At 62.2% G+C, this 25,358-nt stretch carries 24 protein-coding genes; 2 read left to right on the top strand and 22 right to left on the bottom strand.

From position 1 onward, the window contains the following. Positions 1 to 88: 88 nt before the first annotated feature. Entirely contained in the window at positions 89 to 1,363 is a 1,275-nt protein-coding gene (locus ACYZUM_RS29950; protein WP_108181535.1) for an Hsp70 family protein, read from the bottom strand. Between the two features lie 291 nt (positions 1,364 to 1,654). On the opposite strand from ACYZUM_RS29950, the gene ACYZUM_RS29955 reads away from it, so the two are divergent. After that, complete coding sequence (locus tag ACYZUM_RS29955; RefSeq protein WP_041065895.1) at positions 1,655 to 2,605, top strand: DnaJ C-terminal domain-containing protein; 951 nt, start codon at positions 1,655 to 1,657, stop codon at positions 2,603 to 2,605. Between the two features lie 23 nt (positions 2,606 to 2,628). Next, entirely contained in the window at positions 2,629 to 2,934 is a 306-nt protein-coding gene (locus ACYZUM_RS29960; protein ID WP_003221201.1) for a chaperone modulator CbpM, read from the top strand. 138 nt (positions 2,935 to 3,072) lie between these two features. Here ACYZUM_RS29960 and ACYZUM_RS29965 read toward each other — a convergent pair whose 3' ends face one another. The 21 genes from ACYZUM_RS29965 to ACYZUM_RS30065 all read right to left on the bottom strand — a co-directional run bounded on the left by ACYZUM_RS29965 (position 3,073) and on the right by ACYZUM_RS30065 (position 25,309). Further along, a complete protein-coding gene (locus ACYZUM_RS29965) occupies positions 3,073 to 4,200 on the bottom strand; it encodes a sensor histidine kinase (protein ID WP_108181536.1) in 1,128 nt (375 codons plus the stop codon). 147 nt (positions 4,201 to 4,347) lie between these two features. Next, positions 4,348 to 6,048, bottom strand: coding sequence for an urease subunit alpha (gene ureC, locus ACYZUM_RS29970; RefSeq protein ID WP_108181537.1), 1,701 nt, complete (start codon positions 6,046 to 6,048; stop codon positions 4,348 to 4,350). A gap of 181 nt (positions 6,049 to 6,229) precedes the next feature. Beyond that, positions 6,230 to 6,538, bottom strand: coding sequence for an urease subunit beta (locus ACYZUM_RS29975; protein ID WP_007966984.1), 309 nt, complete (start codon positions 6,536 to 6,538; stop codon positions 6,230 to 6,232). Further along, positions 6,535 to 7,071 (bottom strand): GNAT family N-acetyltransferase, encoded by a 537-nt coding sequence (locus ACYZUM_RS29980; RefSeq protein WP_108181538.1) that lies wholly within the window; start codon positions 7,069 to 7,071, stop codon positions 6,535 to 6,537. Before ACYZUM_RS29980 ends, ACYZUM_RS29975 begins: the two co-directional genes overlap by 4 nt. A 6-nt stretch (positions 7,072 to 7,077) precedes the next feature. Then, the gene (locus ACYZUM_RS29985) at positions 7,078 to 7,611 is read right to left on the bottom strand and encodes a GNAT family N-acetyltransferase (protein WP_108181539.1); all 534 of its coding nucleotides are present in this window, start codon (positions 7,609 to 7,611) and stop codon (positions 7,078 to 7,080) included. A gap of 9 nt (positions 7,612 to 7,620) precedes the next feature. Continuing rightward, complete coding sequence (gene ureA, locus ACYZUM_RS29990) at positions 7,621 to 7,923, bottom strand: urease subunit gamma (RefSeq protein WP_003221215.1); 303 nt, start codon at positions 7,921 to 7,923, stop codon at positions 7,621 to 7,623. A gap of 149 nt (positions 7,924 to 8,072) precedes the next feature. Further along, the gene (locus ACYZUM_RS29995; protein WP_108181540.1) at positions 8,073 to 8,912 is read right to left on the bottom strand and encodes an urease accessory protein UreD; all 840 of its coding nucleotides are present in this window, start codon (positions 8,910 to 8,912) and stop codon (positions 8,073 to 8,075) included. Positions 8,913 to 8,942: 30 nt separating this feature from the next. Beyond that, entirely contained in the window at positions 8,943 to 9,641 is a 699-nt protein-coding gene (urtE, locus tag ACYZUM_RS30000; protein WP_096794791.1) for an urea ABC transporter ATP-binding subunit UrtE, read from the bottom strand. 120 nt (positions 9,642 to 9,761) lie between these two features. Further along, positions 9,762 to 10,631, bottom strand: coding sequence for an urea ABC transporter ATP-binding protein UrtD (gene urtD / locus ACYZUM_RS30005; protein WP_007967933.1), 870 nt, complete (start codon positions 10,629 to 10,631; stop codon positions 9,762 to 9,764). Beyond that, positions 10,628 to 11,707: an urea ABC transporter permease subunit UrtC gene (gene urtC, locus ACYZUM_RS30010; RefSeq protein ID WP_041068203.1), complete on the bottom strand. Its 1,080-nt coding sequence runs from the start codon at positions 11,705 to 11,707 to the stop codon at positions 10,628 to 10,630. Before urtC ends, urtD begins: the two co-directional genes overlap by 4 nt. Continuing rightward, positions 11,707 to 13,209 carry an urea ABC transporter permease subunit UrtB gene (gene urtB, locus ACYZUM_RS30015; RefSeq protein ID WP_108181541.1) on the bottom strand — a complete coding sequence of 501 codons (1,503 nt, stop codon included), beginning with the start codon at positions 13,207 to 13,209 and terminating at the stop codon, positions 11,707 to 11,709. Before urtB ends, urtC begins: the two co-directional genes overlap by 1 nt. Before the next feature lie 249 nt (positions 13,210 to 13,458). Further along, a complete protein-coding gene (gene urtA, locus ACYZUM_RS30020) occupies positions 13,459 to 14,724 on the bottom strand; it encodes an urea ABC transporter substrate-binding protein (RefSeq protein ID WP_108181542.1) in 1,266 nt (421 codons plus the stop codon). 312 nt (positions 14,725 to 15,036) lie between these two features. Further along, on the bottom strand, positions 15,037 to 16,047 hold the full coding sequence (locus ACYZUM_RS30025; RefSeq protein WP_108181543.1) for a FecCD family ABC transporter permease: 1,011 nt from the start codon (positions 16,045 to 16,047) through the stop codon (positions 15,037 to 15,039). Beyond that, positions 16,044 to 16,991 (bottom strand): ABC transporter substrate-binding protein, encoded by a 948-nt coding sequence (locus tag ACYZUM_RS30030; protein WP_041068194.1) that lies wholly within the window; start codon positions 16,989 to 16,991, stop codon positions 16,044 to 16,046. The genes ACYZUM_RS30025 and ACYZUM_RS30030 overlap by 4 nt, the downstream gene beginning before the upstream one ends. After that, entirely contained in the window at positions 16,988 to 17,776 is a 789-nt protein-coding gene (locus ACYZUM_RS30035) for an ABC transporter ATP-binding protein (RefSeq protein ID WP_108181544.1), read from the bottom strand. Before ACYZUM_RS30035 ends, ACYZUM_RS30030 begins: the two co-directional genes overlap by 4 nt. Before the next feature lie 172 nt (positions 17,777 to 17,948). After that, positions 17,949 to 20,072: a TonB-dependent receptor gene (locus ACYZUM_RS30040; protein WP_108181545.1), complete on the bottom strand. Its 2,124-nt coding sequence runs from the start codon at positions 20,070 to 20,072 to the stop codon at positions 17,949 to 17,951. A 150-nt stretch (positions 20,073 to 20,222) separates the two neighbouring features. Beyond that, positions 20,223 to 21,602 carry a PepSY-associated TM helix domain-containing protein gene (locus tag ACYZUM_RS30045; protein ID WP_108181546.1) on the bottom strand — a complete coding sequence of 460 codons (1,380 nt, stop codon included), beginning with the start codon at positions 21,600 to 21,602 and terminating at the stop codon, positions 20,223 to 20,225. A 115-nt stretch (positions 21,603 to 21,717) separates the two neighbouring features. Then, positions 21,718 to 23,838 carry a TonB-dependent copper receptor gene (locus ACYZUM_RS30050; RefSeq protein WP_108181547.1) on the bottom strand — a complete coding sequence of 707 codons (2,121 nt, stop codon included), beginning with the start codon at positions 23,836 to 23,838 and terminating at the stop codon, positions 21,718 to 21,720. 85 nt (positions 23,839 to 23,923) lie between these two features. After that, on the bottom strand, positions 23,924 to 24,364 hold the full coding sequence (locus tag ACYZUM_RS30055; protein WP_108181548.1) for a DUF2946 domain-containing protein: 441 nt from the start codon (positions 24,362 to 24,364) through the stop codon (positions 23,924 to 23,926). Between the two features lie 21 nt (positions 24,365 to 24,385). Further along, positions 24,386 to 24,862, bottom strand: a complete 477-nt coding sequence (locus tag ACYZUM_RS30060; protein ID WP_108181549.1) for a copper chaperone PCu(A)C — start codon at positions 24,860 to 24,862, stop codon at positions 24,386 to 24,388. A 48-nt stretch (positions 24,863 to 24,910) separates the two neighbouring features. After that, complete coding sequence (locus ACYZUM_RS30065) at positions 24,911 to 25,309, bottom strand: DUF2946 domain-containing protein (RefSeq protein ID WP_108181550.1); 399 nt, start codon at positions 25,307 to 25,309, stop codon at positions 24,911 to 24,913. Positions 25,310 to 25,358: the final 49 nt, after the last annotated feature.

A 25,358-nucleotide genomic window follows, 5' to 3' on the forward strand; every position in this document is an offset into this window, starting at 1 on the left:
TCCCACATTTTGAGCGCATTCCTTCAGTTGAAATGCGATCCACTGTGGGAGCGAGCCTGCTCGCGAATGGCGCACTGCCGATTCCGGATCAGGCCGTCGCGCCGTAACGCTTCATCGCCTCGATCGCCAGACCGCTGCCAATGCTGCCAAAGATATTGCCTTCCACATGTCGCGCATTCGGCAGCATCGCCGAGACGCTGTTGCGCAGCGCCGGAATGCCGCTGGAGCCGCCAGTGAAGAACACCGTATCGACCTGACCCACCGAGACGTTGGCATCGTTCAACAGCTGCGTGACGCTGCCGCGCACGCGCTCAAGCAGCGCGTCGATCGACGATTCGAACAGAGCGCGGCTCAGTTCCACGCTCAGGCCCGGCTCGATGCGGTCCAGCGGCACGTGGCGGCTGTCGGCGTGGGTCAGCTGGATCTTGGTTTCTTCGACTTCCATCGCCAGCCAGTGCCCGGCGCGCTGTTCGATCAGCTTGAACAGGCGATCAATGCCGCCAGTGTCCTCGATGTCGTAGCGCATGCTGCCCAGCGCCAGGGTGGACTTTTGCGAGTACACCGAGTTGATGGTGTGCCAGGTCGCCAGGTTCATGTGGTGGCTGGTCGGCATGTAGGCGCCGCTCTTCATCCGGCTGCCGTAGCCGAACAGCGGCATCAGGCCTTGCAGGCTCAGTTGTTTGTCGAAATCGGTCCCGCCGATGTGCACGCCGCCGGTGGCGAGGATGTCGTCGTGACGGTTGTCCATGCCACGACGCTCGGGCGACAGGCGCACCAGCGAGAAGTCGGAGGTACCCCCGCCGATGTCGACGATCAGCACCAGCTCTTCTTTTTCGATGGTCGACTCGTAGTCGAAGGCGGCGGCAATCGGTTCGTACTGGAACGACACGTCCTTGAAACCAAGCTTGCGTGCCACTTCGACCAGGGTGTCTTCGGCTTCCTGGTCAGCCAGCGGGTCGTCATCGACGAAAAACACCGGGCGGCCCAGCACCACTTGTTCGAACTCGCGACCGGCGGCCGTTTCGGCACGGCTCTTGAGCTGGCCGATGAACAGCCCCAGCAGATCCTTGAACGGCATCGCCGTGCCGAGCACGCTGGTGTCGTGCTTGATCAGCTTGGAACCCAGCAGGCTCTTGAGCGAGCGCATCAGCCGGCCTTCGTAGCCTTCCAGGTATTCGTGCAGGGCCAGGCGACCGTACACCGGGCGGCGCTCTTCGATGTTGAAGAAGACCACCGACGGCAGGGTGATCTTGTCGTCTTCCAGCGCGATCATCGTTTCCATGCCGGGGCGCAGCCAGCCGACGGTGGAGTTGGAGGTGCCGAAGTCGATACCGCAGGCACGGGCTGGAGAGGCGTTGTTCATGTCTTTCGGGTTCCGGTCAAAAAACGGCCGCGCAGTGTATGTCAGTGCGCGGCAGATTCGAAGGCCGGTCATCTGCTATTTCACGACTAAGCTTCTTGAAAGTCGCAGCTTCGCCCCAAACTTGCTGGCATGGGCCGGCAGACATACCGGCGGTCGCAAGAACCGTCGTCCACTGCCGATAAACTTCTGCTGCGCCACCCGGTCACAAAGTTGAGATCGGTCAACCCGGCACGTGCGAATGAGCGCATGCTGGTCTCGGCGCGAAATCGATAACGGATGGTGATTCCTTCGATGGACTTCAAAGACTATTACAAGATACTCGGCGTGGAGCCGACAGCGGACGACAAGGCAATCAAGGCTGCCTATCGCAAGCTGGCGCGCAAATACCACCCCGATGTCAGCAAGGAAAAAGACGCCGAGGCCAAGTTCAAGGACGCCTCGGAAGCCTATGAAGCGCTGAAGAGCGCCGACAAGCGCGCCGAGTACGACGACCTGCGCCGTTATGGCCAGCATGGTCAGCCGTTCCAGGGCCCGCCGGGCTGGCAGAGCCGTGGTGGCTTTGGCGGCGGTGGTGGCGACACCGGCGACTTCTCGGACTTCTTCAGTTCGATCTTCGGCAATCGCGGCGCCGGTTTCGGTGGCGGCGAAGGTCGGCAACAACGCAGTGCAGGACGGCGGGGACAAGACGTGGAAATGGAACTGCCGATCTTCCTTGAGGAGACGCTGTCGAACGAATCGAAGAAGGTCAGCTTTCAGGTCCCGCAATACAACGCCAACGGTCAGCACGTCAGCAACACCAGCAAAAGCCTGAACGTGAAGATCCCGGCGGGCGTCACCGACGGCGAGCGCATCCGCCTCAAGGGGCAGGGCGCGCCGGGCATCGGTGGCGGGGCCAATGGCGACCTGTATCTGACCATTCGCTTTGCGCCGCATCCGAAATTCGATGTCGAAGGCGAAAACCTGATCATCACCTTGCCATTGGCACCGTGGGAGCTGGCGCTGGGCACCGAGGTGGCCGTGCCGACCCTGACCGGCAAGATCAACCTCAAGGTTCCGGCCGGCAGCCAGAACGGCCAGCGCATGCGCGCCAAGGGCCATGGTCTGAAAAACAAGGCCGGTGAGCGCGGTTACCTGTTCGTGCAGCTCAAGGCTGTGATGCCGAAAACCTCGGACGACGAGGTCAAGGCGCTGTGGCAGGAACTGGCGAAGAAAGCCGCGTTCAACCCACGCGAGAACTTCTGAATCCGACGACGGAGTAGCCCATCATGAGCAGCCCCCTGATCGTTCAACTGGACATGGCAGAATTCTGTGAGGCGGCCGATCTGTCGGACGTCTACGTGATCGAAATCGTCGAACACGGCATCCTCGAACCTCAGGGCGCGCAGCCCCGGGAATGGCGGTTCACCGACTACGAGCTGAGCCTGGCCAAACGCGCCGCGAAGTTGCGGCGCGAGCTGGAGCTGGAGTGGGAGGGCGTCGCCCTGGCCCTGAATCTGCTGGAGGAGGTGCATGAGTTGCGGGCGGAGAACCGGATGCTCAGGCAGCGCTTGGGGCGGCTGGTGGTCGAATAGGTTTTCGGTAGTATTGGCCGGCCTCATCGCTGGCAAGCCAGCTCCCACAAGGAACTATGTCGTACACAAAGTTTGTATTCGACGCCGGATCTGTGGGAGCTGGCTTGCCAGCGATGAATTCACCGCAGATTTCCCTGCTTAAACCTTTCTTGGCAACACCACACTGAACAGCGTCCCGTCAGCCTCGCTCGAGCTGACGTCGATTGTCCCGCCATGGGCGCTCACCACTTCCTTGACGATGAACAAGCCCAACCCGAGGCTGGTCGACGGCTGCCCGAGTTCTTCGTCGGCGCTGCGCACCAGCGGGTCGAAAATCGTGCCGATCGCCTCTTCGGAAATCGGTGTGCCGTAGTTGTGCACCGTCAGGCACACGTTGTCGTCCTCGCCACGCAGATCAAGGGTCACGTCGCGTTGGCTGGTGCCGTGCTGCAAGGCGTTGCCGATCAGGTTTTGCAGGAGCTGGTCGATTCGCCCGGCGTCCCACACCCCACGGGTGTCGCCGTGCACCGTGAGCTTCGGATCGGATAGCGGATTACCGGCGCAGGCTTCGGCAATCGCCGCCCGCGCCGCAACGGCCAGGTCCATCGCTGCCGGCTCGATCGGCAGGCTACGGCCGAGGCGACTGCGCACCAGCTCCAGCAGGTCGCTGACCATCGTCGCCATGTGCCGCGCGCCACGCTTGATGTGCTGGGCGCAGGCCAGGGCATCGCCTTCAAGGCTGGATTTGCGCAGCAGCAGTTCGGTGGACATGCTCACCGCCTGCAGCGGCGCGCGCAGGTCATGGCCGAGAATGGCGAGGAAAATGTCGCGCGAACGGTTGACCTGCTCGGCGTAGGCTGCGGTGGATTCGGCGAGGGCTTCGTCGATGGCTTCGTTGAAGCGGATCATGTCCTGGAAGTAGGTCACGTCCGGCGACTCAAGGCTGTTGACCCACAGGCGGATCACACAGGCGCGCAAATGGCGGAATTCGCTGGTCATCTGCACCAGATCGAAACCGACGGTGTGGCGCAGTTCGCCATGGCTGGCGCCGGCCTCGTCCAGACTCGGGGTTTTTTCCGGGCCCTCGCCCTTGGCTTTGGCAGCCTGTTCGGCGGGGCTTTGTGGCTTGCTCATGTCACGGGCGGCGGCCCGCAGAATCTCGCTGGCGTGATCGCGCAGCGCAGTGGAATCCAGATGGTCGGCCGCCGGCGTGATGGTCGCGGCGAACTGTTCCCATTCATCGACGATAGGCTCGATGTTGGCCAAGATGAACTCGGAAAGACGCATGGGCAGTTCCTGAAAATAGGCGGAGCGAATCGAATATTAGCCCCTTTGGCGGGAAATACACGACCGTTTGCGCATCGGTTTTCCTGCCCCATGAAAAAGGCCCCCGGCCCGTGCGCAAGACGCGGGTCGGGGGCCTTTTGCCGTGTGTCAGAACAGGAAGTAACGCTGAGCCATCGGCAAGGTTTCCGCCGGTTCACACCACAGCAGCACACCGTCGGCCTTGACCTGATAGGTCTGCGGATCGACGTCGATGTTCGGCAGGTAATCGTTGTGGATCAGGTCGGTTTTCTGCACATCGCGGCAGCCTTTGACCACGGCGATTTTCTTCTTCAGTCCCAGTGCCTCGGGCAGCCCTGCCTCCTGTGCGGCCTGGCTGATGAACGTCAGGCTGGTGGCGTGCAGCGAGCCGCCGTAGCTGGCGAACATCGGGCGGTAGTGCACCGGTTGCGGGGTTGGGATCGACGCATTGGCGTCGCCCATCAGGCTGGCAGCGATGGCGCCGCCCTTGAGGATCAGCGTCGGTTTTACGCCGAAGAACGCCGGGCGCCAGAGCACCAGGTCGGCCCATTTGCCGACCTCCACCGAGCCCACCTCATGGCTGATGCCGTGGGTGATCGCCGGGTTGATCGTGTATTTGGCGATGTAGCGCTTGGCGCGGAAGTTGTCGTTGCCTTCGCCGTCCTGGGGCAGCGGGCCGCGCTGCTTTTTCATCTTGTCGGCGGTCTGCCATGTACGCGTGATGACTTCGCCGACACGGCCCATGGCCTGGCTGTCGGAGCTGATCATCGAGAACGCGCCGAGGTCGTGGAGGATGTCTTCGGCGGCAATCGTCTCGCGGCGGATACGGCTTTCGGCGAACGCCACGTCTTCGGCGATGCTCGGGTCGAGGTGGTGGCAGACCATCAACATGTCGAGGTGTTCGTCGATGGTATTGCGGGTGAACGGCCGGGTCGGGTTGGTCGAACTCGGTAGCACGTTAGGGAAACCGCAGGCCTTGATGATGTCCGGCGCGTGACCGCCACCGGCACCTTCGGTGTGATAGGTGTGGATGGTGCGGCCCTTGAACGCGCCCAAGGTGGTTTCGACGAAGCCGGACTCGTTGAGGGTGTCGGTGTGGATCGCCACTTGTACGTCGTACTGGTCGGCGACGCTCAGGCAATTGTCGATGCTCGCCGGGGTGGTGCCCCAGTCTTCGTGCAGTTTGAGGCCGATGGCCCCGGCCTTGACCTGCTCGATCAACGGCTCCGGCAGGCTGGCGTTGCCCTTGCCGGTGAGGCCGATGTTCAACGGGAACGCGTCGGCGGCCTGCAGCATGCGCGCCAGGTGCCACGGCCCGGAGGTGCAGGTGGTGGCGTTGGTGCCGGTGGCAGGTCCGGTGCCGCCACCGATCATGGTGGTGACGCCGCTCATCAGCGCTTCTTCGATCTGCTGCGGGCAGATGAAGTGGATGTGCGTGTCGATGCCGCCGGCAGTGAGGATCATGCCTTCACCGGCGATCACCTCGGTGCTGGCGCCGATGGCGATGGTCACGTTCGGTTGTACGTCCGGGTTACCGGCCTTGCCGATAGCAGCGATGCGCCCGTCCTTGAGACCGACGTCGGCTTTGACGATGCCCCAGTGGTCGATGATCAACGCATTGGTGATCAGCGTGTCGACCACTTCGGCGGCGAGCAACTGGCTCTGGCCCTGGCCGTCACGGATGACTTTGCCGCCGCCGAACTTCACTTCTTCGCCGTAGGTGGTGAAGTCTTTTTCGACTTCGATCCACAACTCGGTGTCCGCCAGGCGCACCTTGTCGCCGACGGTGGGGCCGAACATGTCGGCGTAGGCTTGCCGGGAAATCTTCATTTCAATTCCTTGCAAAAATTTATTGTGGCGAGGGGATTCATCCCCGATCGGGTGCGAAGCACCCGCCATTCAGCAAAAGTGATTTTGTGGTGGGGCAGGTGGCGGTTGGCGACCGCTGCGCGGTCGATCGGGGATGAATCCCCTCACCACAGATAAACCCCTCACCACAGGTGAATCTGCTTCAGTCGAGATCACCCATGACCCGCCCGGCAAAGCCGAACACCCGCCGATGCCCGGCGTACTCCACCAACTCGACCTCGCGGCTCTGCCCCGGCTCGAAGCGCACGGCGGTGCCGGCCGGAATGTTCAGGCGCATGCCACGGCTGGCGGCGCGGTCGAAGGTCAGCGCGTCATTGGTTTCGAAAAAGTGATAGTGCGAACCGACCTGAATCGGCCGGTCACCGCTGTTGGCGACTTTCAGGCTGAGGGTGCGGCGGCCGACATTCAGTTCGATGTCGCCGGGCTGGATCTGGTACTGGCCGGGAATCATGGCCGGGCTCCTTGCAGAATCTTGTAGTAGAGGGCGGTCGGACGGTACGTGCCGTGCGGGTCGCAGGCGTAATCGGGAATTTCACCGGCGCGGGTGTAACCCAGGGCCTTGTAGAACTCTTCGGCGGGCGAGCCGGCCTCGGTGTCGAGGTAGAGCATGCCGCGCTTGTGCTTGGCCGCTTCGAGTTCCAGCGCGTTCATCAATTGCTGACCGAGGCCTCGCCGCCGCGCCTGTTCGCGCACCAGCAGTTTTTGCACTTCAGCGCGATTGAGGCCGTTGGCTTTCTGGCACAGGCCCAACTGCACGCTGGCCTGCACCTCTTCATCCTTGACCACCACCCAGAGCAACACGCTGCCCTTGTTCACGTGTTGCTGCACTTCATCGAAGTAGGCGCGAGCCTGCGCGGCATCAAGGTCGGCCATGAAGCCGACGCTGGCGCCATAACCCACGGCGTCGAGCAGCAGATCAATCAGGCCCTGACGATAGTGCGCAAAACTTTCCGCATTGACGCGTCGCAGTTGGGCGGGGTTCATCGCGTGTCACTCCTTGTTGGCGAGCGGCGGCTGCGCGCCAGGGTTGAGGATCAGTTGCATGAAGGTCAGGTCGAGCCAGCGGCCGAACTTGGTGCCGACTTGCGGCATCTGTCCGGTGATGCTGAAACCGGCGCGTTCATGCAGACGAATGGAAGCGGCATTGCCACTTTCGATGGCGGCGACCATCACATGCTTGTCGCAGGCTTTGGCCCGCTCGATCAGCACGCTCATCAATTGCGGGCCAAGGCCATTGCCGCGCTGGTCGCTGCGCACGTAGACCGAGTGCTCGACGGTGTGACGGAAACCGTCGAACGGCCGCCAGTCGCCAAAGGAAGCGTAGCCGAGCACCACGTTGTCGGCGTCGACGATCACCAGAATCGGATAGGCCTGGGCCTGACGGGCGCTGAACCACGCCTGGCGGTTGCCGAGGTCGACCGCCGATTCGTTCCAGATCGCCGTGGTGTTGAGCACCGCGTCGTTGTAGATGTCACGGATCGCCGGCAGGTCGGCGTGCAGGGCATCGCGAATGGTGTAGGTCATGGCGAGTCCTCAAACGATCGGTTGGTGGACGGTGACCAGTTTGGTGCCGTCGGGGAACGTCGCTTCGACCTGGATCTCCGGGATCATTTCCGGAATGCCTTCCATCACTTGCTCGCGGCTCAACAGGGTGGTGCCGTAGTGCATCAGCTCGGCCACGGTCTGGCCGTCACGGGCGCCTTCGAGCAGCGCGGCGGAGATGTAGGCCATGGCTTCCGGGTAGTTGAGCTTCACGCCACGGGCCAGTCGGCGCTCGGCGACGAGGCCGGCGGTGAAGATCAGCAACTTGTCTTTTTCGCGTGGGGTCAGGTCCATTTGTTTTTCAAATCTCGGCAGAAGAAAGTTAAGTCGTACGCTCTGTAGGAGCTGCCGAAGGCTGCGATCTTTTGATCTTGATTTTTTACAGCAAGATCAAAAGATCGCAGCCTTCGGCAGCTCCTACAGAGGAATACGGGGAGTGCATTTCAGGTATTCCAGATTCGTGGTGGCTGGGCCTCGCGGCCGAGCAGGGCCGGGCGCAGCAGGCGCCACAGGTCGATCAGCCAGGCGCGGGCCAGCAGTGCCTCGCTCGCCAGGCAGCGGGCAACCAACAGCCCCGGCAACTGGGTCAAATCCCCGCGCACGGCATGCGTCAGCGAACGACAGCGCTCCAGCAGCTCGGCGTCGATTTCACCGGTGACCAACAGCGTGGCGAACACCGGATCGCCATTCAGACCGATGGGCGAATCCAGCAAACCGTCACCGCCAGTAATCCTCTGACGTTCGTGCCAGAGCAATCGCCCGTCACGACGGATATCCAGATGCGCTTGAAAGTGTCCGAGGTCGAAGCGCTCGCGACTGGCCGGTCGGCCCAGCGCCACCACGTCCCAGTAGAACAGCCGCGCATCGCCTTCAAGTTCGATCGAGGTGGTGAGTTCGGCCTGGGCGGCGCTGTAGACGATGGTTTCCTGCGGCAGCCACTCCAGCGTCGCACCTGCGGCCACTTTCAAATCGAGTTGCTGATAGGCCGGCCCCGCCGCGCGATACCACTTGGCCGCGCCGGGGCTGGTGATCTGCGCCCAGGCGTCTGCTTCGACGCGGGCGCTGATGTTTAGCCGGTCACCGCCGGCGATCCCGCCCGGCGGGTGGACGATGATGTGCTGGCAGACCTCAGGGCCTTCGGCGTACAGGTGCTTTTGCACGCGCAGCGGGCCGAGATGCCGGCGCTGAACCGGGCGCGTGCAGTCGCCGAAGCGGGCGTAGGCCAGTTCCAGCTCGGCGTGCCAGCTCGGGGTAAACAGGGCAGTGGGAAGCGGTAAGTTCATGGTTTGTGATTATCGTTAGGAAGCTACAGATTAAATTGTTACCAGACCTCGTACACCCTCGGCCTCCATATTTTCGCCGCGACCCTGTTGCACGATCTCGCCCCGGGACATCACCAGATATTGATCGGCCAGCTCCGCAGCGAAATCGTAGAACTGCTCCACCAGCAAAATGGCCATGTCGCCCCGCGCCGCGAGCTTTTTGATCACCGCGCCGATCTCCTTGATCACCGAGGGCTGGATGCCTTCGGTGGGTTCGTCGAGGATCAGCAAACGCGGACGACTGGCCAGGGCGCGACCGATAGCGAGCTGCTGTTGCTGGCCGCCGGACAGGTCGCCGCCGCGGCGCTGCTTCATTTGTAGCAGCACCGGGAACAATTCGTAGATGAAACTTGGGACTTCCTTCGCTTCACTGCCGGGAAACCGCGACAAACCCATCAGCAGATTCTCTTCCACCGTGAGCCGGCCGAAGATTTCCCGGCCCTGTGGCACATAGGCGATACCGGCGTGTACCCGCTGGTGCGGCTTGAGCGTGGTGATCGCTTTGCCTTCCCAATTCACCACGCCTTCCTTGGCCGGCAACAGGCCCATCAGGCATTTGAGCAGGGTGGTCTTGCCCACGCCGTTGCGCCCGAGCAGGCAGGTGACTTCGCCGACTTTTACGTCGAATGAGAGGCCACGGAGGATGTGGCTACCGCCGTAGTACTGGTGCAGCTTGTCGACTTGCAGCATTCTCAAAATCTCCTCAAATCCCTGTGTAGGAGCTGCCGAAGGCTGCGATCTTTTGATCTTGTTTTTAAGATCAAGATCAAAAGATCGCAGCCTTCGGCAGCTCCTACAGGGGATGGATCATCAGCGGCCGAGGTAGACCTCGATCACCCGCTCGTTTTCCTGCACCTGTTCCAGCGACCCTTCCGCCAGCACGCTGCCCTGATGCAGCACCGTCACATGGTCGGCAATCGAGCCGACGAAGCCCATGTCGTGCTCCACCACCATCAGCGAATGCTTGCCGGCCAGCGACTTGAACAGCTCGGCGGTGAATTCGGTTTCGGCATCGGTCATGCCCGCCACCGGTTCGTCGAGCAGCAGCAGTTGCGGGTCCTGCATCAGCAACATGCCGATCTCCAGAAACTGCTTCTGCCCGTGTGACAGCAGGCCCGCCGGGCGATTGACCGAGGTGGTCAGGCGAATGGTGTCGAGCACTTCGCTGATCCGGTCTTTCTGCTCGCCGCTCAACTTCGCCCGCAAACTGGCCCACACCGACTTGTCGGTTTTCTGCGCCAGTTCCAGGTTCTCGAACACGCTCAGCGCTTCGAACACTGTGGGTTTCTGGAACTTGCGACCGATCCCGGCCTGGGCAATCTGCACTTCGCTCATCTGCGTCAGGTCGAGGGTTTCGCCGAACCAGGCCTTGCCGTGACTGGGGCGGGTCTTGCCGGTGATCACGTCCATCAGCGTGGTCTTGCCCGCGCCGTTGGGGCCGATGATGCAGCGCAACTCGCCGACGCCGATGTACAGGTTCAGATTGTTCAGGGCGCGAAAACCGTCGAAGCTGACGCTGATGTCTTCCAGGGTCAGGATCGTGCCGTGGCGGGTATCGAGGCCCGGGCCGACGCGCTGGCCGAGGCCGATCGAGTCGCGGCTGGTGCCCTCATCCTTGTTCGGTTCCACGGGGAAAAACGCCGGTTCGAGCATGAATTCAGCACTCGCAGTGACTCTCATTGTTCACCTCGTTTCTTCAGCAGGCCGATCACGCCTTTGGGCAAATACAACGTCACGACGATGAACAGCGCGCCGAGGAAGAACAGCCAGTATTCAGGGAAAGCCACGGTGAACCAACTCTTCATGCCGTTGACCACCCCGGCGCCGAGCAGCGGTCCGATCAAGGTTCCGCGTCCGCCAAGGGCGACCCACACCGCCGCTTCGATCGAATTGGTCGGCGACATTTCGCTGGGGTTGATGATCCCCACTTGCGGTACGTACAACGCCCCGGCCAGACCGCACAGCACCGCGCTCAAGACCCAGACAAACAGCTTGAAACCGCGCGGGTCGTAGCCGCAGAACATCAGGCGGTTTTCCGCATCGCGCAGCGCGGTCAGCACCCGGCCGAACTTGCTCTGCGCCAGACGCCAGCCGATGAACAGACTCGCCACCAGCAACAGCACGGTGGCCAGAAACAGCACCGCGCGGGTGCCCGGTTCAGTGATGCCGAAGCCGAGAATCGTGCGGAAGTTGGTGAAGCCGTTGTTACCGCCGAAGCCGGTCTCGTTGCGGAAAAACAGGAGCATGCCGGCGAAGGTCAGGGCCTGGGTCATGATCGAGAAATACACGCCCTTGATCCGCGAGCGGAAGGCAAAGAAACCGAACACCAGCGCCAGCAGACCTGGCGCCAGCACCACCAGACACATCGACCAGATAAAACTGCTGGTGCCGCTCCAGTACCACGGTAATTCGGTCCACGACAGAAAGGTCATGAACGCCGGTAAGCCGTCACCGGCGGCCTGGCGCATCAGGTACATGCCCATCGCATAACCGCCGAGGGCGAAGAACAGCCCGTGGCCCAGCGACAGCAGCCCGGCGTAACCCCAGACCAGATCCAGCGCCAGAGCAACGATGGCGTAGCAGAGGATTTTGCCGACCAGCGTCAGGGTGTAGGCCGAGACGTGCAGCGCGCTGTCCGCCGGCAACAGCGAGAGCAACGGCAGGGCGATCAACAGCGCGAGGATCACCGCGCCGATGGCAAGCGTGAGTTTCGGGCCGGCCTTTTGCGTGGCCGTGACAAGTAGAGGCTGGTTCATCAGTCGATCACCCGTCCTTTCAGTGCGAAGAGGCCTTGCGGACGTTTCTGGATGAACAGAATGATCAGCGCGAGGATCAGGATCTTGCCGAGCACCGCACCGATCTGCGGTTCGAGAATCTTGTTGGCGATGCCCAGGCCGAACGCCGCCAGTACGCTGCCGGCGAGTTGGCCGACACCGCCCAGCACCACCACCAGGAACGAGTCGATGATGTAGCTCTGGCCGAGGTCCGGGCCGACGTTGCCGATCTGGCTCAGCGCCACGCCACCGAGGCCGGCGATGCCCGAACCGAGGCCGAAGGCGAGCATGTCGACGCGCCCGGTGGGCACGCCGCAGCAGGCGGCCATGTTGCGGTTCTGCGTGACCGCGCGGACATTGAGGCCGAGGCGGGTCTTGTTCAGCAGCAGCCAGGTCAGCGCCACCACGAACAAGGCGAAGGCGATGATCACGATGCGGTTGTACGGCAGGACAAGATTCGGCAGCACCTGAATCCCGCCGGACAGCCACGCCGGATTCGCCACCTCAACGTTCTGTGCACCGAACAGCAGGCGCACCAACTGGATCAGCATCAGGCTGATGCCCCAAGTGGCGAGCAGGGTTTCCAGCGGTCGGCCATAGAGGTGTCGAATCACCGTGCGCTCCAGCGCCATGCCGATTGCTGCGGTGACGAAGAACGCCACCGGCAACGCAATCAGCGGATAGAACTCGATCGCCTGTGGCGCGTAGCGCTGGAACAGCAACTGCACCACGTAGGTCGAGTAGGCGCCGAGCATCAGCATCTCGCCGTGGGCCATGTTGATCACCCCGAGCAGGCCGAAGGTGATCGCGAGGCCGAGGGCCGCGAGCAGCAGAATCGAGCCGAGGGACATGCCGCTGAACGCCTGACCCAATACTTCACCGATCAGCAGTTTGCGCTTGACCTGCGCCAGGCTGGTTTCGGCGGCGGTACGCACACCGGCATCGCTTTCGACGCCAGGTTCGAGCAGTCCTTCGAGGCGGGTGCGGGCCAGCGGATCGCCGGTTTCGCCGAGCAGGCGTACGGCGGCCAGACGCACCGCCGGGTCGCTGTCCACCAGTTGCAGGTTGGCCAGCGCCAGGCTCAGGGCGGCGTGGACGTTCTCGTCTTTTTCGCCAGCCAGTTGCTGGTCGAGGAATTTCAGCTGCGCGGGTTTCGCGCTTTTCTGCAATTGCTGCGCGGCAGTCAGACGGGTTTTGGCGTCGGCGGCGAGCAATTGGTGGCTGGCCAGAGCGGTGTCGATCAGACCCCGCAGGCGGTTGTTCAGGCGCAGGGTTTTGGTTTGGCCCTCGAGGGTCAATTCGCCTTGCTGCAGGGCGTTGATCAGTTCGACACGCGCCGGCTCGGGCTGCGCAGCCCAGGCTTCCAGCAGTTTGGCTTGCTGCACGGGATTGGCGGCGACGAAGTCTTCGGCGTCGCTGGCGTGGCCGGCCATCGGCACCAACAGTGCGAGGGCGAGGATGAAGCGGTAAAGGGTAGTCGGCATAAAGAGTCGCCTTGCGCGGACTAATGGTGGGCGCAGTCTTTGTGGCGAGGGGATTCATCCCCGATGGGTTGCGAAGCAGCCCCAAATCCAGCGGTCGCGGTGTATCAGATTGATCGCGTCGACTGATTTCGCGACTGCTTCGCGACTGCTTCGCAGCCGGTCGGGGATGAATCCCCTCACCACAAAATATTGTTCCCACAGAGGGATTGTGTCGGGCCGAAAATGCTCATCAGCCCGACACCCAATGGCTCAGTTGCTCTTCACCGCATAATCCGGTTTCTTGTCGTTGCCATCGATAAACGGACTCCACGGCTGCGCACGGATCGGGCCTTCGGTCTGCCACACGACGTTGAACTGACCATCGTTCTGGATCTCGCCGATCATCACTGGTTTGTGCAGGTGGTGATTGGTCTTGTCCATGGTCAAGGTGTAACCCGAGGGTGCGGCGAAGGTCTGGCCGGCCAGCGCTTCGCGGACTTTGTCGACGTCGGTGGACTTGGCTTTCTCCGCCGCCTGCGCCCACATGTGGATGCCGACGTAGGTGGCTTCCATCGGGTCGTTGGTCACCGCTTTGTCGGCGCCCGGCAGGTTGTGTTTCTTCGCGTAAGCCTTCCAGTCAGCGACGAACTTTTTGTTCACCGGGTTCTCCACGGACTCGAAGTAGTTCCACGCCGCAAGGTTGCCCACCAGCGGTTTGGTGTCGATGCCGCGCAGTTCTTCTTCACCCACGGAGAACGCCACCACCGGTACATCGGTCGCCTTCAGCCCCTGGTTGGCCAGCTCTTTGTAGAACGGCACGTTGGAGTCGCCGTTGACCGTCGAGATCACAGCGGTCTTGCCGCCGGCGGAGAATTTCTTGATGTTGGCGACGATGGTTTGATAGTCGCTGTGACCGAACGGGGTGTAGACCTCTTCGATGTCCTTGTCGGCCACGCCTTTGGAGTGCAGGAACGAGCGCAGGATCTTGTTGGTGGTGCGCGGGTAGACGTAGTCGGTGCCGAGCAGGAAGAAACGCTTGGCGCTGCCACCTTCTTCGCTCATCAGGTATTCAACGGCCGGGATCGCTTGCTGGTTCGGCGCGGCGCCGGTGTAAAACACGTTCGGCGACATCTCTTCGCCTTCGTATTGCACCGGGTAGAACAGCAGGCCGTTGAGTTCTTCGAACACCGGCAGCACCGATTTGCGCGACACCGAGGTCCAGCAGCCGAACACCACCGCGACCTTGTCCTGAGTCAGCAACTGCCGGCCTTTCTCGGCGAACAGCGGCCAGTTCGACGCCGGGTCGACCACCACCGGTTCGAGCATCTTGCCATTCACCCCGCCCTTGGCGTTGATCTCCTCGATGGTCATCAGCGCCATGTCCTTGAGCGACGTTTCGGAAATCGCCATGGTCCCGGACAACGAATGCAGAATCCCCACCTTGATGGTCTCGGCGGCCTGGACAGTCCAGGTCATGCCCATCGCGGCAATGGATGCCGTGAGTGTGAAAGCCTTGATCAAACTGCGACGCTTCATTGTGCGATCTCCATGAACGTTAAAGTTTTTTATGGTTGGCAGATGCGGACGACTGAAGGGTGTTTTGCAAGGGCTGTGCCCGGTCGGGATCGGGCAGGAAAATGTCGGTTTAGAGCGGTCGCGCGTGGGTGGGGTGCACCATGAAGGGACGCGGAGAGAGCGTTGGTGCAGGCGGCCGCGCCAGATTGGGGCGCCCACAATTCCTGTAGGAGCTGCCGCAGGCTGCGATCTTTTGACCTTGATTTCTAATGATCAAAAGCAAGATCAAGAGATCGCAGCCTGCGGCAGCTCCTGCAGGGGGATTGTGTTGTGTCAGCGGCGGCGCATCAGGCCGATGAAGAACAGGCCGCCGATGGCCGCGGTGGCAACGCCGATGGGCAGGTCTTCCGGCGCGATCAGGGTTCGCGCGGCCACATCGACCCACACCAGAAACAGGCTGCCGAGCAGTACGCAGGCCGGCAGCAGACGGCGATGTTCGGCACCCACCAGACGCCGGGCAATGTGCGGCACCATCAGCCCGACAAAGCCGATCGAGCCACTGATCGACACCAGCACTCCGGTCATCAACGAGGCGATCACAAACACCCGCAAACGCACCGCCCGGGCATTCAGGCCGAGGGTCACGGCGGTCTGCTCGCCAGCCATCAGTGCATTCAACGGGCGGGCCATGCCCAGCAGCAGACCGAGGCCGAGCAACACGCTCAGCGCGGGTATCGCCAGCAGCTCCCAACGCGCTAGGCCAAGGCCGCCGAGCATCCAGAACATCACCGCCGAGCTGGCGCGATGGTCGCCCATGAACAACAGCAGGTTGGCGATCGCCATCATCACGAACGACACCGCCACGCCGCACAGCAGCAAGCGGTCGCTGTCGAGTCGACCCTGCCGATTGGCGATGCCCAATACCAGAAACATGCTCAGCAATGCACCCATGAAGGCGGCAATCGGCAAGGTCAGCAGGCCAACGATTTCACCAATGTGCAGCACCACGATCACTGCGCCGAGGGTCGCGCCAGAGGTGACGCCGAGCAGGTGCGGATCGGCCAGTGGATTACGCGTCACCGCCTGCAGCACCGCGCCGATCAACGCGAGCCCGGCACCGACCAACGCCCCGAGCAGCATGCGCGGCACGCGGATCAGCCAGACGATGTGCTCCTGCCCGGCGCTCCAGCTCATCTCGCCGAAACCGAAGGCCTTGTGCAGCAGAATCCGCCACACCACCTCCACCGGCACCCGCGCCGGGCCAAAGCCGAGCGAGACCACGCACGACACCAGCAACACGGCGCCGAGGGCGATCAGCAACAAGGCGTAGCGACGGTCGATCATTCGCCGTGGAACCCTTTGGCCAGGGTTTCCACCGCCAGCACGTTATCGATCCCCGGCGTGGCCTGCACGTAAGGGATGACAATGAAGCGCTGGTTCTTGATCGCATCGACCGATTGCAGCGCCGGGTTCTTCAGCAGAAATTCGATCTTCTGCTCGGCAGTGATTTCGCTGTAGTCGACGATCACGATCACCTGCGGATTGCGTTCGACCACGGTCTCCCAGTTGACCCGGGTCCAGCTCGCGTCGACGTCATCGAGAATGTTGCGCCCACCCGCCGCATCGATCAGCGCCTGCGGCATGCCGAGTCGGCCGGAGGTCATGGCGCGGTCTTCGCCACTGTCGTAGAGGAACACACGCGGCTTGTCGGCGGGCAGGTCTTTACGGATCTCGGCGACCTGATTCTGCATGTCGGCGATCAGTGCGTTGGCGCGATCCTGTACGTCGAAAATCTTCCCGAGGTTGCGCAGGTCGTTGTAGGTGTCATCCAGCGTCGCCGCCGGACGCTTCATCACGAAGGCGCAGGACTCGGTCAGCTCATACACGTTGATGCCCAGTGGTTGCAGGGTCTGCGGGGTGAGATCGCCGCCGACGCGCATGCCGTAATCCCAGCCGGCGAAAAAGAAATCGACGTTGGCGTTGAGCAGGGTTTCCACCGACGGATATTTCGCGGCCAGCTCCGGCAAGCCGTCGAGCAGCGACTGCATCTGGGGCGTCACCGACTTCCAGCCGCTGACGCCGCTGTAGCCGGCCATGCGCGGTTTGAGGCCGAGGGCGAGCATCATCTGAGTCATGTTGATGTCGTGGCTGACCGCGTGCTTCGGCGCCTCGTTGAAGGTCACTTCGCGGTTGCAGCTATGGACGGTCAGCGGGTATTTGGTGGCTTCGGCCAAGGCCTGGGCACTGCACAATAGAAGAGCGACGCAAAGCAGGGAACGCACAGTCATGGTCGGGTTATCCAGGTGATTCGCGGGTAGCCGTGGAGGGGGTGGGAGTCGATCAACGCCTCGACGCCGAACACGTCGCGCAGCAACTCGGTGGTCAGTACTTCTGGCGGCGTGCCGCTGGCGACGATCCGGCCGTGATTGATCACGTACAGCCGGTCGCAGAACGCGGCGGCCAGGTTCAGGTCGTGGATGCTGGCGAGGGTGCCGATCTGCAGACGTTTGACCAGTTGCAGCAGTTCGAGCTGATAACGCGGGTCGAGGTGGTTGGTCGGCTCGTCGAGGATCAACAGTTGCGGTTGCTGGGTCAGGGCGCGGGCAAGGATCACCCGCTGCTTCTCACCGCCGGACAGGGTGGCGAACGCGTGGTCTTCGAAGCCGTCGAGGCCGACGGATTTGAGCGCTTGCGTCGCCAGATTGCGATCTTCCAGCGTGTCGCCATCGAACAGGCCTTTGTGCGGCGTGCGACCCATGGCGACCACTTCTTCGACGGTCAGGCCAAAGGCATCGGGGAATTCCTGCAGAACCACGGCGATGCGTTGTGCGCACCAGCGCGAGGATTGCTTCCACACGTTGTGGTGATCGAGTCTGACCTCGCCGCTTTCCGGCTGACTGAAGCGATAGGCGCAGCGCAGCAGGCTGGTCTTGCCGCTGCCGTTGGGGCCGATCAGCCCGACAAACTCACCGGCGGCCACCTGCAACGAGGCATCACGCAGCTGGAACTGGTGATGGCAGTGGCCGTGGCCCAGGGGTGTCCAGGCAAGGTTGGCGAGATTTAGCGAGGTCATCAAATTCCTGAATTCATTACATCATTTGTGGTGAGGGGATTTATCCCCGATGGACCGCGCAGCGGTCCCAAAACCTGTAATCACGATTTGTCAGAAGACTGTATTCATCGGATTGCGACGGCTTCGCCGCCGATCGGGGATAAATCCCCTCACCACAGGAATGTTTGAGCTTTTAAAAGGTGTAATCAGCGGTGACGAAGAACGACCTCGGCTCGCCGAGGATCCATTGCTGGCCGTCATTGTATTGGCTTTGTGCGTACCGGCGGTCAAACAGATTGTTCAGCTGCAGGCCCAGCGTGGTGTTGCGCAAGGCTTGCCACGACAGCGTCGCATCGACCACGGTGTAACTGGGCAGCTCGTTGCGGTTGGCCATGTCGGCGTAGCGCGCGTCGACATAACGCACGCCGGCGCCAGCCTTCAGATCATCGCTGAGGTTTTTATTGAGCCACAGATTGGCAGTTTGACGCGGTACATCCACCGGACGATTGCCGTTGTACGACAGCGTCTGTCCGTTGACCACTTCGGAGAAGTCATCGTACTTGGCCTTGACGATGGCGGCGTTGGCCTGCAGTTGCCAGGCGTGCGGCAGTTGCAGGTCGAGGCTGGCTTCAAGACCGTTGGACGATTGCTGACCGACTTGCTGCTTGAGCGTCGGGTTACCCGGATCGTCGGTCAGCAGCTTCTTTTTGACGATGCGATAGGCCGCCAGGGTGAACTCGCCGCGTTGATCCCAGAACAACTGCTTCATGCCGACCTCGGTCTGGCGTGCCGTGGACAGGTCGTATTGCTGCTGACTCGGGCTCAGGGATATCAGGCCACCAATGCCGTCGGTGCTGGTCGCGACCTGAGCGTAAAACGAAGTCTCGGGCGTCAGGGCAAACACCAGTCCAGCCTTCCAGTTATTGCCGGTCAGGGTCTTGTCGCTCTGGCTGTCGTCGACCAGGTTGTTGCGATCCACCTGTACATAGTCACGGCGCACGCCGGTCACCAGCGACCAGCGCTCGCTGAGTTGTGTGCGGTTTTCGCCGAACACTGACATCTGTCTGGTGGTGCTGTCGAACTGGTCGCGGTACGGGTTGGCGCTTTCGAAATAGCCCGGTTGCGGGTGATACAGATCCAAGGGCTGACCGTTGGGCAACACATCGTTGAACGGCGAGTTGCTGTTGAGCTGGAAACGGATGCGGTTGTAATCGACGCCAGTCACGGTCTGGCTGTCGAGGCCGAACAGCGAGTGCTTGAAGGTGAAGGTCTGGCGGTCACCGACCTGTTCCTGTTGGTGGCCGATGCCGAAGTAGCCGCTGCGGCTGAGCTGTTGCGTGGCGGTGTCGAAGTTGTAGTTCTCGGCGTTCTGCCAGCGGCGCCGGGCCTTGAGGTAATACAGCTCGTTGCTGGCACTGACGGCATCGTTGATCTGCCAATCCGTGGTCAGGCGCGTCCACTGATCGTTGTAGTGCTGCTGGTCGTCGCGCACGTTGTAGTTCTTGTTGCGCAGGCTGTCTTTCAATTGGCCGTTGATCAACGGCGTGCCGAAGTCGTTCTGCGGGCGCTGATCGCCGTAATCGTGGGCGAGGGTGAAGGCCAGGTCTTCGGTGGCCTGCCAGCGCAGCGCGGCGCTGATGAAATCGCTTGATGAATCACCGCGATCAATCCAGCCGTTGCTGCGCAGGCGATTGAGATTGAGCCGATAGCTCAGGGTGTCGCTCAGCGAACCGCCGCTGTCGAATGCCTGCTGCTGACGGTCGTAGGAGCCGTAGCCGAGGCGCAAGTGGTTTTCGATGTCGCCCTCGAACGGTTGCTTCGCAATCACGTTGACCACCGCACCGGTCGCGCCTTCGCCGTACAGCACCGAGGCCGGGCCACGCAGCACGTCGACGCGCTGCACCGACCAGGTGTCGACCGGAAAGGTCACGGTGCCCATGCCGGTGTACATGCGGTTGCCGTCATACAACTGCATCACTGAACTCTGCCCGGTAAAACCGCGCGCCTGCAACGAGGTGCCGCCATCGCCCGGGGTGCCGGTGCGGCTGATGCCGGTGCTGCGCGACACCGCGTCCTGCACGCTGCGATCGCCACGGGCGCGAACCTGCTCGCCGCTGAGGCTTTCGACGCTGGCCGGGGTTTCCAGGGCCGTCAGGTTCAGGCGCGAACCGGCGGAGGTCGGCGTGGTCAGGCTGACATTTTCTTCGTCAAGCGCAGGCGCGGTGATGGTGCCCGCGGGCAGCGTCAACGGCTGGCTGTCGGCGTTGGCGTTGTTCAGGGCGAACAGGCAGAGGCTGGACAAGAGGTACTTGTTCATCGGGGCGGTGAATCACTTCTTCAAAAGAAAGCCCGCAACTTTTGATCGCGGGCAGAGCGGCACACTTGCGTTATACAGTAACACTAAAATCTGCCGGAGTTTAAACCCCGGCAGTTTAAAGATCTGTCTGAAACGCGCATCTCGCCTGCTTCACGTTGAAGTTGAGGCAGATTCAGCTTGGCGGCCCAGACGCGACAACAGCAGGCGATCCAGCAGCCAGACCAGCACCAGCGAAGCGCCCACCAGCGGAAAGATCACGGCCAGAGCGAGCATGATCGCCACGCCGGTTTTCCATTTCGGCAGGTCATGGCGCAGCGGCGGCACGCCGAACTTGCCCTGCGGACGGCGCTTCCACCAGATCACCACACCGCTGACGGCGCTGAGCAGAATCATCAGGCAGATCAGCAGCACGACGATCTGGTTGAAGGTGCCGAACATCTTGCCCTCATGCAGCATCACACCGATTTCCGTGGCCCGTGCCACCGCGCCGTACTGCTCGAAACGCACATCGGCGAGGACCTTGCCGGTGTACTGATCGACATGCAGGGTCGCATCGTTACGCGGGTCGTCGGCGAACACGGCAATGGTGAATACCCCGGTCGCGGTGGTCGGCAGAGTGATGCTGTAGCCGGGTTCGACCTTGCGCTCAATGGCGATGTTCTGCACGTCTTGCAGGGTGATCGCGGGTGCGGCGGGACCGTGTTGCATGCCGCCGTGGGCCATGTGCTCGGCATGGTCACCGGACATCGGCATCGGCGTGTTTTCCATTGCCCATGGCACGGTCTGGCGCGCGGCGTTGTTGAGGCTGCCGGCCTCGACATCGGAGGTCGGCACGTTGTTCCACATCGCGGCCGGGAACACGTTCCAGACTTGGGCGTATTGCTTGCCCCAGAAGCCGGTCCAGGTCATGCCGCTGAGCAGCATCACCAGCAACAGTGCGGCGCCCCAGAATCCGGTGACGGCGTGCAGATCACGCCACAACACCCGACCGCGACTGTTCAGGCGTGGCCACAGAATTCCGGCGGCCTGCCCGCGCGGCCACCACAGGAACACTCCGGACACCACCAACACCACACCCCAACCGGCGGCGAGTTCGATCAAGCGGTCACCGAGCGTGCCGATCATCAATTCGCCGTGAATGGCGCGGGCGACGGCTTGCAGATTTTTCTTTGCATCCTGCTCGCCGAGGATGTCGCCGTGATACGGATCGATGAATACGTTGAGTTCATGACCTTCGTTCTTCACGACAAATTGCGCACTGCGTTCGGCGTTGGCCGGCGGTAGATATTGGGTGATTTGGCCCTGTGGATAAGCGCTCTTGACCCGTTGCAGCAGGTCATCGGCCGGCACCGTGTGATGCCCGGCCGGAACCTTGAGCAGGCTGCTGTACATCAGTGAGTCGAGTTGCGGTTTGAACAGGTAAACGATGCCCGTCAGGGCCAGCATCACCATGAACGGCGCGACGAATAATCCGGCATAGAAATGCCAGCGCCAGGCCAGGTTGTAGAAATTCGGTTTGGGCTTTTGCATCACGTTTGCTCCGCTTGGCGAATCGTTTTTAGATCAAAAGATCGCAGCCTTCGGCAGCTCCTACAGGATCTACGCGCTCCCATGCAGGAGGCTGCGATCTTTTGATTTTTTCTTGTCAGAAACTCATGTCGACCTTGGTCCAGAGCGTGCGCCCCGGCTCGTTAATCGCTTGCGGGTCGTTGGCCGGGTAGCCGAAACCGGCGTTGCCCGCCAGGTTCAGGTGCTCGGCGTAAGCCTTGCCGAACAGGTTGTCGACGCCGGTGCTGACCTTCCAGTTCTTGTTGATCCGGTAGGCGCCGTTGAGCGAGAACACGCCAAAGCCGCCGCTCTTGTCGTAGTCCTTGCCGACCACGTTGCCTTTGTTCTGGTCGATGCGGTTTTGCGCCGCGACCACGCGCCACAGCGCCCCGGCGCTCCAGTGGTCTTCGCTGTAGGTCAGGCCGAAGCGGGCATCCAGTGGCGGCATTTGCGGCAGGGCCTTGCCATCGCTGCTGTTCTTGCCCCAGGCGTACGCCAGGGTCGCGTCGGCTTTCCAGTTATCGGTGAGTTTGTAGGCGGCGCCGAGTTCGCCACCTATGATCCGTGCGTCGATGTTTTCCGCGCGCGAAGTGCTCATGCCCATCATCGTTGGCGTGTAGTCGAACAAGATGTAGTCGCGCACCACACCGACGTAGCCCGAGGCCCAGGCTTCGAGTTCGGCGGTCTTGTAGTTCACGCCAAAGTCGAACTGGGTGGTCTTCTCCGGCTTGATCGAGTCGAACGCATTCAGCGAACCGGCCGGGCCGGACTTCGGTGAAAACAGCTCCCAGTAATCCGGAAAGCGCTGCGCGTGACCGAGGCCGGCGTACAGCGTGGCCGGTGTGTCGGCCAGGTCATGCTCGTAGCGCACGAAACCGCTGGGCAGGGTGTCGGCGCGGGTCTCGTCGGCGGTCGGGTTTGGCCGGCTCATCATTCCCGAACCAATGCGCTGCCGGTAATCCTTGGCCGAAGCACGGTCAACCCGGGCGCCGGTAATCAGCCGATCGCGGTCGGCGGCGTACCAGGTCATTTCGCTGAACACGCCGTAGTTATGGAAATCGGCGTCCTTGGTGTAGGGCTGATCCTTGTAGGTGTCGATGCCCATGCCGCTGCGCTGGCGGTGTTCGTTGGTCTGCGCATCGAGGCCGGTGATCAGCTGGATGTCGGCCCAGCGCCAGGTCGCCTTGATCCGCGCGCCGAGGGTCCGACGGTCGACGTTGGAGGCCATGGGCCCGGCCATCATCCCGGTGCCGGACGGTGTGCGCAGGGTGTAGTTGTCCATCACGTGGTCGGCGTAGTTGTAGTAGACCTGTGCTTCGAGTTTCTCCAGCACGTCGGTGATGTTGGATTTTTCGAAGCGCAGGCCGAGGCTTTCGCGCAGGAACTGCGAACCGTCCATGCCGCGTCCGGCGTAGCGCGCTTCGCCATCGCCCTTGCCGGCGGTCAGCTCGATCAGGGTGTCGGCGTCCGGGGTCCAGCCGACGGCGATGTCACCGTTCCACTTGTCGTAGCGCGAGGCAACGATGTCGTTGTTGCCGTCGCGGTAGTCGTCGGAGTGCGCGGTGTTGCCGATCACCCGCACGTAGCCCAATGGCCCGCCGGCAGCAGCATCGACGACCTTGTCGAAGCGTCCGTTGGAGCCGGCCAGCACGCTGGCATTCACCCGCGTGCCGAGTTCGCCGAAGCTCTCCGGCTCACGGTCGAAGAGGATCGTGCCCGCCGATGCGCCCGGGCCCCAGAGTACGGTTTGCGGGCCTTTGATCACCGTGAGCTTGTCGTAGGTTTCCGGCGAGATGTAGGAGGTCGGTGCGTCCATGCGCCCCGGGCAGGCGCCGAGCAGCATGCTGCCGTTGGTGAGAATGTTCAGCCGCGAACCGAACATGCCGCGCAGCACCGGGTCGCCATTGGTGCCGCCGTTGCGCACCAGGGCGAAGCCGGGAATGGTCTTCAGGTAATCGCCGCCGTCGCTGGCCGGCACCGGTTGGCGCGGGTCCTTGGGGTTGGTGACGATGGTCAGCGGCGAGTTCGGGGCGATGGCCGTGATCACCGTCGGGCTCAATTCTTCGTTGTGCCCGGCGTGGTCATCGGCCAGCACCAGCGGCGACAGCAGGACGCCGCAAAGGACGGCGGTAGCGTGCGAGAAACGAATCCGCGATTCGTTCAAGGCGAAAGACGCTTGAGCAGTGCTCAAACGTGGAACAGCAGAAAACCTGGACATGACAATTTCCATCAAACAGTCGTAAACGACACGGCCGGCAGCCTGAAGCTGTCTTCTCAACCGTGTGCAATCAAAGGTGCGGTGTTTACGCTGTGACGGGCGGGGCGCGGGTGCGGGCGCCAGGGAAGAAGGTCTGCCGGGCATGGCCCAGACGCGGGGAGGATGGGACGAAGGTGTTGACGTGGGCGATGCTGAACGTGGCGAACGTGCCGCCACCGGTCAGCGCCGGGCAATTGAACAGCAGGCTGCAATAACCACACTTTTCCCACAGGGCGTGGTGCGAGGATTGCGGCGGACAGTGTTCGGCAGCCGGTTGTGCGCCGTGCGCGGCGTGATCCATACCCGGCATGGCCATGTCCATGCTCATCGGCATGGAACTCGAGGCGTGCTGATCCATCGGCATCGACTGAGAAATCAGCGGGCCGATGAAGATCATCAACATGGCGAACAGGGCGATCCAGCTACCGCGGGTCAGAGCCTGACTCTGGCGATGCTTGCTGGACGCCCCGGCGCGTTGCGGGCGCACGGGCGTGGTCAGCCGGATCGGTTACTGGGCGTGATCGTGTGCCTTGGTTTCCGGTGGTTTCTTCTGCACCGCGACTTCGACGGTCACGTTGCCGGCCTTCTCGAAATGCAGGGTCAGCGGGAAGCGTTTGCCGTCGCTGAGCAGGCTGCGGTCTTTCGGGTTGAGCAGCATCACGTGATAGGCCATCGGCGCGAACGTCACTTTGCCGCCGGCCGGGATCACCACGTTGGGCACTTGCTGCATTTTCATCAGATCGCCCTGCATCACGTGCTCGTGCAACTGAGCCTCGTCAGTGATCGGCGAGTCGACGCTGAGCAGACGGTCGTCGGTCTTGCCGGGATTACTGATCACAAAATAAGCGGCGACGGTTGGCGCGTTGGGCGGCAACTCCTGCGACCACGGGTGAGCGATTTCCAGCTCGCCGGCCTTGTATTCGTGGGCATGGGCGAAGCACGCCGGCAGCAACAGCGCAGCGATGACGAAGAGTTTGTTCAACATGGCAGTTCTCCAGAACGATTTGATACGCAGGTCAATTGCGAGAACAAATCAAACCAGAGGCGAGGCGCGGGGATTAAGGCTCGGCCATTGCTGGCGCGGTGTCGGTGTTTGCAACGAGGGCGGCGCCACGCTGCGATTGCTTTCGAAGCGGGCAAAATACAGCTGCGGCGCATGCCCCGGCAACGCCACCAGCGGCGCTGAACCCGAGCAGCACCAGCAATGCTGCATGTTGGAATGGCTGTCGTTGGACGGGGCTTTCTGCTCTGGGGCGCCGATGTTGATCGCCACCATCTTCGTCCCGCTGCCGGTGCAGAAACTGCTCCACAGCAATTGTTCGGCCGGTGAATTGGCCGCCTGCGCCAGCGCCCCGGTCATCGGCATGGCGAGCATGTTGAACAGCACTGCAAAGCAGGCGATCCAGGCAAATGCGAGCCGGTGTCGGTTCATGGGACAGATCCGTTGGGTGGGCGATCAGGCGCGGGCTATTTAGCCTGAT

This window comes from Pseudomonas sp. m6p, assembly GCF_055760375.1.

Excerpts from the sequence above, each read along its gene's own strand:
- ACYZUM_RS29950 (WP_108181535.1), bottom strand. The coding sequence starts at position 1,363 with ATGAACAACGCCTCTCCAGCCCGTGCCTGCGGTATCGACTTCGGCACC.
- ACYZUM_RS29955 (WP_041065895.1), top strand. The coding sequence starts at position 1,655 with ATGGACTTCAAAGACTATTACAAGATACTCGGCGTGGAGCCGACAGCG.
- ACYZUM_RS29960 (WP_003221201.1), top strand. The coding sequence starts at position 2,629 with ATGAGCAGCCCCCTGATCGTTCAACTGGACATGGCAGAATTCTGTGAG.
- ACYZUM_RS29965 (WP_108181536.1), bottom strand. The coding sequence starts at position 4,200 with ATGCGTCTTTCCGAGTTCATCTTGGCCAACATCGAGCCTATCGTCGAT.
- ureC (WP_108181537.1), bottom strand. The coding sequence starts at position 6,048 with ATGAAGATTTCCCGGCAAGCCTACGCCGACATGTTCGGCCCCACCGTC.
- ACYZUM_RS29975 (WP_007966984.1), bottom strand. The coding sequence starts at position 6,538 with ATGATTCCCGGCCAGTACCAGATCCAGCCCGGCGACATCGAACTGAAT.
- ACYZUM_RS29980 (WP_108181538.1), bottom strand. The coding sequence starts at position 7,071 with ATGAACCCCGCCCAACTGCGACGCGTCAATGCGGAAAGTTTTGCGCAC.
- ACYZUM_RS29985 (WP_108181539.1), bottom strand. The coding sequence starts at position 7,611 with ATGACCTACACCATTCGCGATGCCCTGCACGCCGACCTGCCGGCGATC.
- ureA (WP_003221215.1), bottom strand. The coding sequence starts at position 7,923 with ATGGACCTGACCCCACGCGAAAAAGACAAGTTGCTGATCTTCACCGCC.
- ACYZUM_RS29995 (WP_108181540.1), bottom strand. The coding sequence starts at position 8,912 with ATGAACTTACCGCTTCCCACTGCCCTGTTTACCCCGAGCTGGCACGCC.
- urtE (WP_096794791.1), bottom strand. The coding sequence starts at position 9,641 with ATGCTGCAAGTCGACAAGCTGCACCAGTACTACGGCGGTAGCCACATC.
- urtD (WP_007967933.1), bottom strand. The coding sequence starts at position 10,631 with ATGAGAGTCACTGCGAGTGCTGAATTCATGCTCGAACCGGCGTTTTTC.
- urtC (WP_041068203.1), bottom strand. The coding sequence starts at position 11,707 with ATGAACCAGCCTCTACTTGTCACGGCCACGCAAAAGGCCGGCCCGAAA.
- urtB (WP_108181541.1), bottom strand. The coding sequence starts at position 13,209 with ATGCCGACTACCCTTTACCGCTTCATCCTCGCCCTCGCACTGTTGGTG.
- urtA (WP_108181542.1), bottom strand. The coding sequence starts at position 14,724 with ATGAAGCGTCGCAGTTTGATCAAGGCTTTCACACTCACGGCATCCATT.
- ACYZUM_RS30025 (WP_108181543.1), bottom strand. The coding sequence starts at position 16,047 with ATGATCGACCGTCGCTACGCCTTGTTGCTGATCGCCCTCGGCGCCGTG.
- ACYZUM_RS30030 (WP_041068194.1), bottom strand. The coding sequence starts at position 16,991 with ATGACTGTGCGTTCCCTGCTTTGCGTCGCTCTTCTATTGTGCAGTGCC.
- ACYZUM_RS30035 (WP_108181544.1), bottom strand. The coding sequence starts at position 17,776 with ATGACCTCGCTAAATCTCGCCAACCTTGCCTGGACACCCCTGGGCCAC.
- ACYZUM_RS30040 (WP_108181545.1), bottom strand. The coding sequence starts at position 20,072 with ATGAACAAGTACCTCTTGTCCAGCCTCTGCCTGTTCGCCCTGAACAAC.
- ACYZUM_RS30045 (WP_108181546.1), bottom strand. The coding sequence starts at position 21,602 with ATGCAAAAGCCCAAACCGAATTTCTACAACCTGGCCTGGCGCTGGCAT.
- ACYZUM_RS30050 (WP_108181547.1), bottom strand. The coding sequence starts at position 23,838 with ATGTCCAGGTTTTCTGCTGTTCCACGTTTGAGCACTGCTCAAGCGTCT.
- ACYZUM_RS30060 (WP_108181549.1), bottom strand. The coding sequence starts at position 24,862 with ATGTTGAACAAACTCTTCGTCATCGCTGCGCTGTTGCTGCCGGCGTGC.
- ACYZUM_RS30065 (WP_108181550.1), bottom strand. The coding sequence starts at position 25,309 with ATGAACCGACACCGGCTCGCATTTGCCTGGATCGCCTGCTTTGCAGTG.